At 53.9% G+C, this 11,809-nt stretch carries 12 protein-coding genes; 8 read left to right on the top strand and 4 right to left on the bottom strand.

Annotated elements, in window-relative coordinates:
* Window positions 1-54 precede the first annotated feature (54 nt).
* Complete coding sequence (locus tag HU175_RS12030; protein WP_176566831.1) at window positions 55-339, bottom strand: 2TM domain-containing protein; 285 nt, start codon at window positions 337-339, stop codon at window positions 55-57.
* A 73-nt stretch (window positions 340-412) separates the two neighbouring features.
* Complete coding sequence (locus tag HU175_RS12035; RefSeq protein WP_176566832.1) at window positions 413-973, bottom strand: hypothetical protein; 561 nt, start codon at window positions 971-973, stop codon at window positions 413-415.
* Window positions 974-1,155: 182 nt separating this feature from the next.
* Between HU175_RS12035 and HU175_RS12040 the strand changes: the two genes are divergently transcribed.
* Window positions 1,156-2,877 (top strand): helix-hairpin-helix domain-containing protein, encoded by a 1,722-nt coding sequence (locus HU175_RS12040; RefSeq protein WP_176566833.1) that lies wholly within the window; start codon window positions 1,156-1,158, stop codon window positions 2,875-2,877.
* Between the two features lie 69 nt (window positions 2,878-2,946).
* Here the strand turns inward: HU175_RS12040 and HU175_RS12045 are convergent, their stop codons facing one another.
* On the bottom strand, window positions 2,947-3,507 hold the full coding sequence (locus HU175_RS12045; protein ID WP_176566834.1) for a DinB family protein: 561 nt from the start codon (window positions 3,505-3,507) through the stop codon (window positions 2,947-2,949).
* A gap of 250 nt (window positions 3,508-3,757) precedes the next feature.
* Between HU175_RS12045 and HU175_RS12050 the strand changes: the two genes are divergently transcribed.
* Window positions 3,758-6,208 (top strand): TonB-dependent receptor, encoded by a 2,451-nt coding sequence (locus HU175_RS12050; protein ID WP_228724404.1) that lies wholly within the window; start codon window positions 3,758-3,760, stop codon window positions 6,206-6,208.
* 33 nt (window positions 6,209-6,241) lie between these two features.
* The gene (locus tag HU175_RS12055; protein WP_176566836.1) at window positions 6,242-7,420 is read left to right on the top strand and encodes a PepSY-associated TM helix domain-containing protein; all 1,179 of its coding nucleotides are present in this window, start codon (window positions 6,242-6,244) and stop codon (window positions 7,418-7,420) included.
* Between the two features lie 3 nt (window positions 7,421-7,423).
* Here the strand turns inward: HU175_RS12055 and HU175_RS12060 are convergent, their stop codons facing one another.
* Window positions 7,424-8,650, bottom strand: a complete 1,227-nt coding sequence (locus tag HU175_RS12060; RefSeq protein WP_176566837.1) for a molybdopterin molybdotransferase MoeA — start codon at window positions 8,648-8,650, stop codon at window positions 7,424-7,426.
* Window positions 8,651-8,731: 81 nt separating this feature from the next.
* Between HU175_RS12060 and moaC the strand changes: the two genes are divergently transcribed.
* From moaC to HU175_RS12085, 5 genes are all read left to right on the top strand, one after another.
* A complete protein-coding gene (moaC, locus tag HU175_RS12065; protein WP_176566838.1) occupies window positions 8,732-9,205 on the top strand; it encodes a cyclic pyranopterin monophosphate synthase MoaC in 474 nt (157 codons plus the stop codon).
* Window positions 9,198-9,797 (top strand): NTP transferase domain-containing protein, encoded by a 600-nt coding sequence (locus HU175_RS12070; protein WP_176566839.1) that lies wholly within the window; start codon window positions 9,198-9,200, stop codon window positions 9,795-9,797. The genes moaC and HU175_RS12070 overlap by 8 nt, the downstream gene beginning before the upstream one ends.
* A 14-nt stretch (window positions 9,798-9,811) precedes the next feature.
* A complete protein-coding gene (locus tag HU175_RS12075; protein ID WP_176566840.1) occupies window positions 9,812-10,420 on the top strand; it encodes a DUF6992 family protein in 609 nt (202 codons plus the stop codon).
* A gap of 64 nt (window positions 10,421-10,484) precedes the next feature.
* On the top strand, window positions 10,485-11,300 hold the full coding sequence (locus HU175_RS12080) for a nucleotidyltransferase domain-containing protein (RefSeq protein WP_176566841.1): 816 nt from the start codon (window positions 10,485-10,487) through the stop codon (window positions 11,298-11,300).
* Complete coding sequence (locus HU175_RS12085; protein ID WP_176566842.1) at window positions 11,293-11,769, top strand: nucleoside deaminase; 477 nt, start codon at window positions 11,293-11,295, stop codon at window positions 11,767-11,769. The genes HU175_RS12080 and HU175_RS12085 overlap by 8 nt, the downstream gene beginning before the upstream one ends.
* Window positions 11,770-11,809: the final 40 nt, after the last annotated feature.

Here is an 11,809-nt window from a genome sequence, read left to right on the forward strand (position 1 = left end):
ATACTTAATTTAGCTTTAAGTGATAAAGAGCATACACTATCTGGTTCAAACCGCTTACTGCCGGGCCAGAAGTTTCTGGTACTCTTCTTCGACCATATCCCGTTGGTTACCCCGCCGGTACACACTCAAGTAATGTGATACCAGACCGATACCCCAGCCGAAGCTCGCAAACAGGGGCCAGGGGAAGTAAACCCGGGGACGGGATGGAATCATAAACAACGTAACCGCCCAGATTAGCCAGAGCCCGATGTTAATGATCAGATAAGTGCGTAGATGCATGCGGAAGCCAACGCGTTCTTTTGCCTGCTTCCATAATAGGGGATCGTGTTGTGTTTCCATGGTGATTATAAGTTTAGGTGAATCGAACGCTGGTGATTAGTATGGCCGAAAGGTAGTGTCCCTGTTCATGGATTTAAACGGCTTTCCGATAGATAGCCTGATTCGCCGTGTCAACTACCCGGTTCTCCCGACGAAATTCGTCATCAGTTAACGACTGCGCGGTTTGCGATGCCCAGTCAGGATAATGCCTGTACAGCAGGAAAGCCCCGATGGCAAAAACCGCGTTTGCCGCCCCCAGCGTAATCCACCAGAAATAGGCAGGTTGAAACAGGCGGTACGTACTCTCAACGACGAAAGCCGCGTAAAGCCCGGTAACAGAAGCGCCCATGCCGAGGTAGTGCCACTGGAGCCAGGATGAAAAATGAGCCCGTAAACCAATAACTCCCACGCCCATCAGCAACGTACTAACGCTTCCCACGGCCCCCCAGTGAATAATGCCAAAACGCCCGAAGAGATAATAAATCTGAAAGGCTGTTACCAGCAGCAGCACCATGCTAACAATATAGATCCGGCCAACAAAACGGTGTCTAGCCGTTCCTTTCCTCGTGAACAAAATATAGGTGCCCGTAGTCATGGCTAGTAGAGCCGCTAATAGGTGCACCACGCTAACCGATGAGTGCAAAATAGTAGTCATACAGGTTGGATAAGGAGTCGCAACGTACCCGGTTCTGTTACACTCCATTACGTATACAAGCAACGAGAAAAAGTGTTCCTGTAAATGAGAATAGAGTCCGTAATCACCTAAAAGCTCTCGACTGGTTGGATCAAAACAATCAGGTCGATTGTCTAATTTGCAGGATAAACGTTACGTAGTACATGACCAATTCAGAAATCGTTGACCTGCTGGAACAGACGGCCCGGCTTATGGAATTGCACGACCAGGATGCATTCCGGACGCGGGCTTTCCAGACGGCAGCGTTCAATCTCGATAAATCTACCGAAAATCTTGGTCAACTTCCGGCCAACGAGCTGGTAAAGCTGCCGGGTGTTGGTAAGGCCGTTGCCGGAAAAATTCGCGAAATGATCGAGACCGGGCATCTGAGTGACCTGGATGACCTGCTGTCCATAACGCCATCGGGCGTGCTGGACATGTTCCGGATTAAGGGGCTGGGTGTCAAAAAAGTCAGGACGCTCTGGCGCGAACTCGGCATTGACAATCTGTCTGATTTGAAGCGGGCGGGCGAAAACGGCGAGATTGCCAAAATCAAAGGTTTCGGGGCCAACACCCAGGAAAAGATCCTGGCTGCGCTGGAATTCCTGCAGGAACAGCAGGGCAAAGTCAGGATGGATAAGGCCGCCATGCTGGCCAACCTACTGCACGACGAACTGACCAAACACTTCGACCGCGTCGAGATCAGCGGGCAGGTCCGGCGGAAAGCACAGGAGGTCGATACGGTACAACTGCTCGTTCAGACCAGCGATCCGGTATCGGCCGGGCTACTTCTGAACGGTCTGCCTAATCTGACCCAAAACAAGCTCAATTCGTCACCGTTTGTCTGGCGGGGGCAGGTAGAGGGTTTCGACGTAGTGGTCGAACTGTTGTTTTACCCGGCCGAACAGATGGACCGGCAGTTGTTTATCCATACGGCCACCGATGCGCATTTAAAGCAGGTCGGAATAGGCGGGGCGTCGCTGCTCGAAGCGGCCTACAACAGCCCGGATACCGCCGAAGCGGCTATTTATCAGCGGGCGGGCCTGCCGTACATCGTGCCCGAAATGCGCGAAGATGACTATGCGTTTCGCTGGGCCAGTCGCCACCAGGCCGATGAACTGGTGACCTGGGAGGATCTGCGCGGTACGCTTCATAACCACAGTACCTGGTCGGATGGTAAACAGTCGGTAGCGGCTATGGCGGCCTACTGTCGGGAACTGGGCCTGACGTATTTCGGTATCGCCGATCACTCGAAGACGGCGTCCTACGCCAATGGGCTGGACGTGGATCGGGTTCGGCAGCAGCAACAGGAGATCGACCAGCTCAACGCGGGGTTTGGTGCGGTCGGAACCGATAATGCCTTCCGTATTTTCAAAGGCATTGAATCGGACATTCTGGGCGATGGTTCACTGGATTATGACGACGAAACGCTAGCTACGTTTGACTACGTAGTGGCCTCCGTACATCAGACGTTGACCATGTCGCAGGAGAAAGCCACTACGCGGCTGCTCCGGGCCATCGAAAACCCATACACAACCATTCTAGGTCATCCCACCGGTCGACTACTGCTGGCCCGGGAAGGGTACCCAATCGATCACCGGGCCATTATTGAGGCCTGCGCGGAACATAAAGTCGTTATCGAAATAAACGCCAGCCCGTACCGGCTTGACATCGACTGGCGCTGGATTGATTACGCCATGCAACAGGGCGTTATGCTCAGTATCAATCCCGATGCCCACGATCTGGCCGGTTTGCTGGATATGCATTACGGGGTTGCCATTGGTCGGAAAGGCGGCTTAACGAAAGCCATGACGTTCAACGCCCTGACTCTAGCCGAAATGAGTACCTATCTAGCCGACCGGAAAGCCGGAACTGCCGGACGCTGATAAGCGGTTGTAATCAGATGGCTCCGATCTGCACTCTGTCTGGGTGTTGGTCGGAGCCACTTTTATTGTTTACACCGGCGGAAAACCGGCGTCAGCTTTTACTTCTTCGATCTGCTTGCTATGCCGTATTACGTGCGCTGCCATGAGCAGCAAGACCTGATACAGGTCCAGGGTTCCGAATAGCCGGTGGACAAAATAATGTGTCCGTAAATCACCGGACTCGGTTTGTAAAAAGTCAAAAATGGCGTCACGCTGTGTATCGAAAGCCTGTAAAGCAGCCTCACTGCCACCAAAACGACCGGTCGGCGCCGAAAAGCTGGGTGCCGTTATTGGCATTGTTCGGCTACGTACCGCTTTGAGCACGTCAACATCTGACACCTTGATTTCGCTGCGTCTGGCTGGTTCTGCAGGGTGAGCGATACTGCTTTGAAGAGCGTGAGCCAGGCCCGTTTCGACCAGGGTAATATGCTCAACGCAGTCGGCAATGGACCAGCGATCCGGACCAGGCTTGTAGATCTCCTGCTCTGACGAAACGTTCGCCAGAAGCTGGTGCAGGCGTTGCCGGCATTCTCGTAGCAAGTCGAGCGCATACGCACGCTCCGAGTCGGTAATGGGGGCGGTACTGGACATAACGAGTTAAAGGAAAAAGAGTCTGGCAGGAAAGTACTGAAAATACGATAACAAAAGAGTACTAAACCGGAAACGAACAGTTCACAGCAGGGGAAATGCGGACCTTTCCAGCAGGTCAACTAGGTGACTGGTGCTACTAATTCTTCTACTTGTCTATTTGAAATTAATCTAAATAAGACAAACTTTGCGTCGATTTTACTACCACCTGAAGCGAAGCTAGTTTATGAGGTTACCGTTTACAATACTATGTATGTTGGTCAGTTTGTGCTCGTTGGCGCAGACTGGAGGAATAAAAGGACACGTAACGAACGAGACTGAGGACCCGCTTGAGTCCATCCACATTTCAATAAAAGGAACCACTCGGGGGGCCATGACGAATGCTTCCGGCGAGTTCTTTCTGTCGGGCTTAGCGGCCGAAAAATATCAGCTTGTTGTGTCGGGCGTGGGCTACCAGGCAATCGAGCGTTCCGCTACCGTAACGGATAATGCTATACTGACCCTGGAACTGACCTTACGGGAGACCGCCCAGCAGCTCCAGACCGTTGAGATTATTGGCCGGCGCGAAACGACCTACAAGAATGATCAGTCATTCATTGCCAGCAAGACTGCAACGCCATTGAAGGAAGTACCCCAGGCGGTTGCCTACGTAACGAAAGAGCTGATTCGCGACCAAGCGGCCTTTACGGTCGGCGACGTGGTCAAGAATATGAGCGGGGTCAACCAATTTACGTTTTACGACGATCTGACCATCCGGGGATTCCGGATGAACGGCGGCAGCACAACGCAGTTGTTCAACGGATTACGCACGTTTTCGGGCTTCTGGAAGCAGCCGCCCGTCAATTACCTGGAACGGGTTGAAGTGGTGAAAGGAGCCGCTTCGGCGCTGTACGGGAACACTTCGCCGGGAGGGACCATCAACCGGGTAACGAAGAAACCGTTGACAACCCCGCAAAAATCACTGCAGTTTACGACGGGGAGCTTCAATACGTTGCGGGCGCTGGCAGATTTCACCGGACCGATGAACGAAGAAAAAACCTTGCTTTACCGCATCAACGTGGGCTACGTCAACGCGCAGTCATTCCGGAACCTACAGTTTGACAAGAATATCGTCATTGCCCCTTCGGTGTCGTTCCTGCCGACCAGCCGCACGCGGATCAACTTCGACCTTGTCTATAACAAGTCGAACAGTCGACTCGACCGGGGCCAGTCGGTTGCTGGTAATGACCTGTACTCTAGCTCAATTGCTACGTCGCTCAACGCTATCAACGACTACCTGAACGAAGAAACCTACTTGATTACGACTTCCTTCAACCATCAGTTAGGCAACAACACGGCGATTAACCTGGCTTATCTGCGTACGGGCTACACCGAAAATCTGCTCGAACACCGGAGCAGCAATGTCAACGCGATTGATTCGGCCGGACGGGCTATCGATAATCTGGTTGCCCGGCAGGTGTTTGTCCGGCAGACCAAGTCATTCATGGATAATGTGTCTCTGTTCCTGAATCATAATTTTGCGACGGGGCGGGTGGAACACAAATTCGTGGCGGGCTACGACTACATCCAGTCGTCGACTCCCAAAGGATCGGGACAGCAAACGGCCAATGGGTATTTGCTCAAAGCGGGCGGAGCCACTGCGTATAACCCCAAAACCCCCGAACGATACGTATTCTACAATTACACCGCGCCAAATGGGATAGTACGCAGCATTCCCAAGCCCAACGTACCGTCTTACGACCTAGCCCTTCAGAACAACCAGCTGGAAGACCCGACGAAGTACACGTATAACGTTGTCGCGAACGCGTCTACCACGCCGGTGATGTATCAGTTGCATGGACTCTACCTACAGGAGCAGGCTAAATTCGATCGATTGCAGCTGCTGCTTGGCCTGCGGTACGACACCTACGTTGACAAGAAGGGCTACACCACCAACAATGAAACAAACGTCATTCAACACGCGCTACTGCCCCGGATTGGCGCGGTCTATACGCTGACGAACAACGTCAACATCTACGGTACCTATACCAAAGGATATAACCCGCAGGATGCGACGGTGCAGAGCGATCCCCTGTCGGGAGGCCCCTTTGACCCCATCGAGAGCAGCCTGACCGAAGCTGGTTTGAAAACGGAGTGGTTCAACGGTCGGCTGACCGCCAATTTAGCTGTGTACAACATCATTCAGCGCAACACGCTTTATTCAGCGAATGCCGCCGATAATCCAAACCTGATGCGGCAGATCGGGCAGGAACAGGCGAAAGGTGTGGAAGTGGACGCTACGGGTAGCATCCTGCCAAACTGGAACATCATTGTTGCGTACAGTTACAATGACGCGAAAATCACGGATGGGGGAGTCCGGGCCGCCGATCAGGTATTGGTTAACCTGCAAAAACCCAACGCGCCTAAGCAGCAGGGGAGCTTCTGGACAAAGTATACCTTCGTTTCGCCGATGCTCAATGGATTAGGCCTTGGCCTGGGGGGCAACTTTGTGACAGAACGTAACCTGTCGCTCAACAACGCGCAGACGATTCCGGGCTATACGCTCCTCAACGCGGCTGTATATTATAAAATTGATAAGTTTCAGTTCCAGGTTAACCTTAACAACCTGGCAAACAAGACGTATTGGGTAGGCGGCTACGATTATCTGCGGTTGTTTCCGGGCGCCCCCCGAAACTTCATGGCAACCGTCTCCTACGTGTTTTAAGCATAGCACAAACGAGTGTAATCAACTGATCTGGTGAAACTAACTGTCAAATCTGTTCTGGCCCAGCTGCATTTGTGGCTGGGCCTGGCTTCTGGCCTGGTCGTTTTTATTGTGGCCCTAACCGGCTCGCTCCTCGTTTTCGAGCACGAGCTGGAGCCACTAATCGATTCCGGTTTTCATGCGGTATCGGTACCGGACCATCAGCGTCGGGTGCCTATCGATCAGTTAGTTAACACGGCTACGCAACAGGTCGGTAAGAAGGAAATCAGCCGGATCATTGTTGAGCCAGGTCCGGATCGAACCGTTGTCGTCGAGTTTCGCCAGAGTAAGAAACCAAAAGACATCCTGGCTGTGGCGCTTGATCCCTACACGGGAAACGTCGTTGATTCGCGGCAGGAAGAGGACGCCTTTTTCTCGGTGGTGTTGCGGCTGCACCGTTACCTGTGTCTGGGCGATACGGGTAAGATCATCACAGGCTTATCGTGCAGTGCATTCCTGCTTATTATGGTGTCGGGGCTGGTCATGTGGTGGCCAAATCGAAAAAATAAGGCGCAGCGGTTTCGGGTTAAATGGGATGCGTCTTTTAAGCGACTCAACTGGGATCTGCACGCCGTGCTGGGCTTTTACGTCCTTCCGTTCGTGTTTCTGATTGCCCTGACCGGGCTGGTCTGGAGTTACAAGTGGGTGAACAACCTACTGTTCTACGCGCTCGACGGGAAACCCCAGCAAAAACGGGAAGCACCGGCTAACCTATCCCGTCCCGGTGCGCATCAGGGGTATCCGCTGGAAAATATCTACGCGCAAACGAACCGCCAATTACCGCATTCGGGAAAGATCCTGATTACGTTTCCCGAAAAGAAAGATCAGGCAATCACGGTGTCCAAAGCGAACGACGAGGCTGCGATCAGTAACATTGTCGATTTCCTGTACTTCGACGCCCGGACGACTCACCTAATCAGTCAGCGGCTGTACGATCAGGAAACGAAGGGCTTTAAGGCTCGTCGGCTCATTTTTCCCATTCATACCGGTAGTCTGTTGGGCTGGCCAACGAAGCTCATTGCCCTAGTCGTTGCCCTGCTGACGGCTACGTTACCCGTCACCGGATTTTTGGTCTGGTGGGGAAAACGGAAAAAGAAGCCAACGCCGAAGCATACCCGTCAGCGCTCGGGAATGAGTCACGTGCCCCCAATTCGGAAACCGGTGCTGAAATAAGGATTAGCCCCGCGTTGACCAGATCGGGAAAGCGGTACCCTGCTCGAAGGAGGACTGGCTGGCGGGTAGCTCCATGAATGCATCGGCGTCGAGCAGGTTCGCAAAGTCAGCCGAGCCGGAGCCAGGTAACGGATGCGCCAGCAACCGACCATCAGATGCCGATTCGAGCCACACGGGAACAAAATACGTGACCGGCGGCTGGAACGTAACGGACTGGGCCAATTGGGCGTATCGCACTGGCGGTGTCGGAATTCCCAGGCAGGCTTTCAGATAAGGCAGTACGTATCGGTACGCACACAGTACCGTCGATACGGGGTTACCCGGTAAACCAAAAACCGCTTTGGCGGCCACCGCTTTGACGGCCACCGTTTTGTCGGCTGTAGTACCAAACAAGAGTGGTTTGCCAGGGCGCTGCTTGATCTGGTGAAACTGCTGCTGAACGCCCAGCCGGGCTAGTACACTGGGTACAAAATCGGCTTTCCCGGCCGAAACACCCCCGCTCAAAACCAAGACGTCGTTGTCGGCCAGCAGGGCAGCCAGTCGATCGGTCATGGTTGTTTCATTGTCAACGATATGATGCAACGTAGCGTGTATGCCCAGCGAAGCCAGAGCCGCCCGAAGCATGTACGTATTCGACCGACGAATCTGGTAGGGCAGGGGTGTGTCGGCAACGTCAACCAATTCGTCTCCCGTGGAAATCAGCGCTACGCGGGGCTGAGTGGTTACCGTGAGTGTCGCCTGGCCAACGGATGCGGCTACGGCCAGTTCGGCAGGACCTAACCGGGTTCCAACTGGCAATAACGTATCACCGGCCCGGCGGTCGGTAGCCCGAAAATGCAGATGCTGGCCCTTTGTTACGTCCTCGATAGTAATTGTTGCCTGCCCGTCGGCTATTGTTACGTCTTCGTAACGGATAATGGTATCGGCTCCCTGCGGCAGCATCGAGCCCGTCATGACTTCCAGGCACGTGTTTTCATCAGATAGCGTTTGCTGTGGCTGCCCCGCAAACTGAGTGCCTGAAACCCGAAATGTACGCTGTCCGTTTTGATAATCTGCGTAACGAATAGCAATGCCATCCATTGCTACCCGATCAAAGGGCGGAAAATCGCGATCCGCCAGTACCGCTTCACGCAGGACACGGCCGTCCGCTTCGTCAATAGAAACGGTCTCGGCGGGTAAGGTGAGCAAGTGCTGTTGGGTTAGGGCAAAGGCATCGGCAACGGGAAGCATATGATTACTTACGGTTAACTTTGTTGGAGAAGAGCAAAGACAACCACAAAAAACGGCATCCTGCCCAAAAAAACATACCCGATGAATACCTTATCGCATATTACGCCCGACGGAAATCCCGGCATGGTCGACGTTGGTGCTAAAATTGTTTCCCGCCGGACGGCCCGTGCCCGATCGCTGGTGACGCTTGGCCCCGACATTATGCAGCACCTGACCGGCACTGATATTCAGACGAAAAAAGGCCCCGTCTTTCAAACCGCGATCATTGCCGGTACGATGGCCGCCAAACGAACCGACGACCTGATTCCGCTTTGTCATTCGCTGGGCCTGGATAACTGTACCATCACCATCACTACCGAAGATGATGAGGCTGTGATCGACTGCACCGTTTCGACCGAAGGTAAAACGGGCGTGGAGATGGAAGCGCTGGTGGGGGCATCGGTTGCTGCGTTGACGATCTACGACATGTGCAAAGCCCTCTCGCACGACATCGTGATCCGGGAAACGAAACTGATGGAGAAAACCGGCGGCAAACGAGATTTCAAACGTGACTAAGCTCAATGGCCTGGTGCTGGCCGGAGGACGAAGTACGCGCATGGGAGAAGACAAATCGCAGTTGAATTACCACGGCAAACCCCAGCGTGAGCACCTGACCGATCTGTTACGTCCCTACTGCACGCAGGTGTTCTGGTCGGTCAACACCGATCAGGCCGCTGCTCTAGCGGGAACAACGCAGCCGCTCGTTGTCGACGCGTTTGACGTACCAACGCCCCTGAACGGAATTTTGTCGGCCTTACAGCACGAACCGGATGCCGCCTGGCTGGTGGTGGCCTGTGATATGCCCCTGCTGACAAATCGATCGCTGGATGCCCTGATCGACGGACGAAATCCGGCGAAGCTGGCTACCGTTTTTTATGATTCGGATGGCCGCTTACCCGAGCCGCTGCTGGGTATTTATGAACCCGCGTTCTGGCCGGTCATGCAGAAGGCTGTAGCACAGGGGGTGCAGTCTCCCCGGACGTTGTTACGTATGAACGACACACAACTTCTGACAGTGCCCGATCTGCGGGAATTGACGAATAGTAATGACCCCGCGGGGCGGGATGCTATTCTAACCCAAACAACGGCCGGGGATTCGCGTTCATAGCAGAAACAGAAACGATGAACAGACTTCGACAACTGGCACTGGCGGCCGGATCGGTTTTACTGGGGGCATCCGCTTCGGCGCAGCGCGTAACACCCAGCCCGGAATTGCAGCGCTTTAGTGAGCAGCGCATCCGCCATCAAAAAACGCTGGGGCTGGCGCTGGGGGGCTATGCCCTGGCGAACATTGCCGTTGGTGCCATTGGCGCCGGGCAGACCACGGGCGAGACAAAATACTTCCACCGGATGAACGTCTACTGGAATCTGGTGAACCTGGGTATTGCCGGCGTCGGTTTGCTGGGGTCACGCAGGCAGAATGCCGGCGGTGAAACGCTGAGTCAGGCTGTCCGGCAGCACGAAAACATGAAGCAGGTGCTGTTGCTCAACGCTGGCCTGGACGTAGCCTATCTGGCCGGCGGGGCTTACCTGATGGAGCGCGCTAAAACTCATGCCGACAAAGCCGATCAACTGCGTGGTTACGGTAAGTCGGTACTGATACAGGGCGGTTTCTTACTGGCGTTTGATCTGGTGAACTACCTTATTTTCAAAAACCGGGGCGACAAACAGGAACAGCAGCTCCTGGAGGTGACGCCGTCGGGAGTGGGCATTGTGCTGCCGATTAAATGAGCCATTGGCCGAACTAATCGATAAGCGGAGCGGTTCTGCGATAATTTACTAATCGCAACGAGCTATGCAGGCAGTTTTACAACCCTTTCAGACAGTCATCGATCAGGCCATTCATATCATTCAACAGGACGCGGAAGCGATTGGACTGGCGGCTGGTGGTTCCTGGATATCAGGTGACATCGACGCCTACTCAGACCTTGATCTGGTGCTGGTTACTACTAACCCCGTTGCTCCTGACCTCGAGTCGATGCGAGCCTGGGCAGCCCGCATAGGAACCATGCTGGCGTCGTTTCGGGGCGATCACGTGGGCGAACCTCGTTTGTTGATTGCCCTCTACGCTGATCCCCTGCTGCACGTCGATATCAAATTTCTGACGCTGGCCGAGTTTTACCACCGGGTTGAAGATCCGGTCATTCTCTGGGAGCGTGATCAACAGCTGAGTGCTGTCCTGAGTCAGTCGATGGCTTCATACCCGACCTTTGATTATCAGGGTATGGAAGATCGTTTCTGGATCTGGATACACTACGCGCTGCTCAAAGTTGGGCGGGGGGAGTATTTTGAAGCGCTGGATTTCATTGCCTTCGTGCGAAATGTGGTAATTGGTCCGCTGCTGCACCTGAAAAACGGAAACCTGCCGCGGGGAGTACGACGGGTAGAGACGACAATTAGTGCCAACGACCTGGCCAATCTTAAAAAAACGGTAGCCATGCCAGAACGTAACTCATTGCTAGCCAGTCTAGTCGAGGTGATCCGGCTATACGTAGGCTTGCGAGACCAGCTTGCTCCTCCTACTTTGCAGAAAAACAACGCGGCTAAGGAAGCCATTAACGAATACTTTGCTGTCATTCAGACAACAGCAATAACGGAAGTGAATGAATAATCAGGACGAACAGTTTTTGCGCGCAGCCATCGAACTGGCCCGTGAGGGGATGCTGACCGGACAGGGTGGTCCATTTGGGGCTATCATTGTCCGAGATGGTGAAATAATTGGAAAAGGGTGCAACCAGGTGACGTCGACCAATGACCCAACGGCGCACGCGGAAATAGTCGCCATCCGGGATGCCTGCCAGACGATCGGCGCCTTTCAGCTGACGGGTTGTACCCTGTATGCGTCCTGCGAGCCTTGCCCCATGTGTCTGGGGGCCATCTACTGGGCGCGTCCCGACCGGATCGTATACGGCGCTTACCACTCCGACGCGGCCGGTGCCGGTTTCGATGATCAGTTCATTTACGAAGAACTCGACAAATCCCGTGAGCATCGCCACATTCCCATGCAGCAGCTCCTGCGCGACGAAGCCGACGCGGTCTTTAAGGAGTGGATCATTTTAGAAAATAAGGTTCATTATTAAAAAAAGGAGGATAGGGAGGAAGGGATGCTGACGCACAGAC

It is taken from the genome of Spirosoma sp. KUDC1026 (assembly GCF_013375035.1).
Classification (GTDB): Bacteria; Bacteroidota; Bacteroidia; order Cytophagales; family Spirosomataceae; genus Spirosoma.

Excerpts from the sequence above, each read along its gene's own strand:
- HU175_RS12030 (WP_176566831.1), bottom strand. The coding sequence starts at position 339 with ATGGAAACACAACACGATCCCCTATTATGGAAGCAGGCAAAAGAACGC.
- HU175_RS12085 (WP_176566842.1), top strand. The coding sequence starts at position 11,293 with ATGAATAATCAGGACGAACAGTTTTTGCGCGCAGCCATCGAACTGGCC.
- HU175_RS12075 (WP_176566840.1), top strand. The coding sequence starts at position 9,812 with ATGAACAGACTTCGACAACTGGCACTGGCGGCCGGATCGGTTTTACTG.
- HU175_RS12050 (WP_228724404.1), top strand. The coding sequence starts at position 3,758 with ATGTTGGTCAGTTTGTGCTCGTTGGCGCAGACTGGAGGAATAAAAGGA.
- moaC (WP_176566838.1), top strand. The coding sequence starts at position 8,732 with ATGAATACCTTATCGCATATTACGCCCGACGGAAATCCCGGCATGGTC.
- HU175_RS12080 (WP_176566841.1), top strand. The coding sequence starts at position 10,485 with ATGCAGGCAGTTTTACAACCCTTTCAGACAGTCATCGATCAGGCCATT.
- HU175_RS12040 (WP_176566833.1), top strand. The coding sequence starts at position 1,156 with ATGACCAATTCAGAAATCGTTGACCTGCTGGAACAGACGGCCCGGCTT.
- HU175_RS12045 (WP_176566834.1), bottom strand. The coding sequence starts at position 3,507 with ATGTCCAGTACCGCCCCCATTACCGACTCGGAGCGTGCGTATGCGCTC.
- HU175_RS12035 (WP_176566832.1), bottom strand. The coding sequence starts at position 973 with ATGACTACTATTTTGCACTCATCGGTTAGCGTGGTGCACCTATTAGCG.
- HU175_RS12060 (WP_176566837.1), bottom strand. The coding sequence starts at position 8,650 with ATGCTTCCCGTTGCCGATGCCTTTGCCCTAACCCAACAGCACTTGCTC.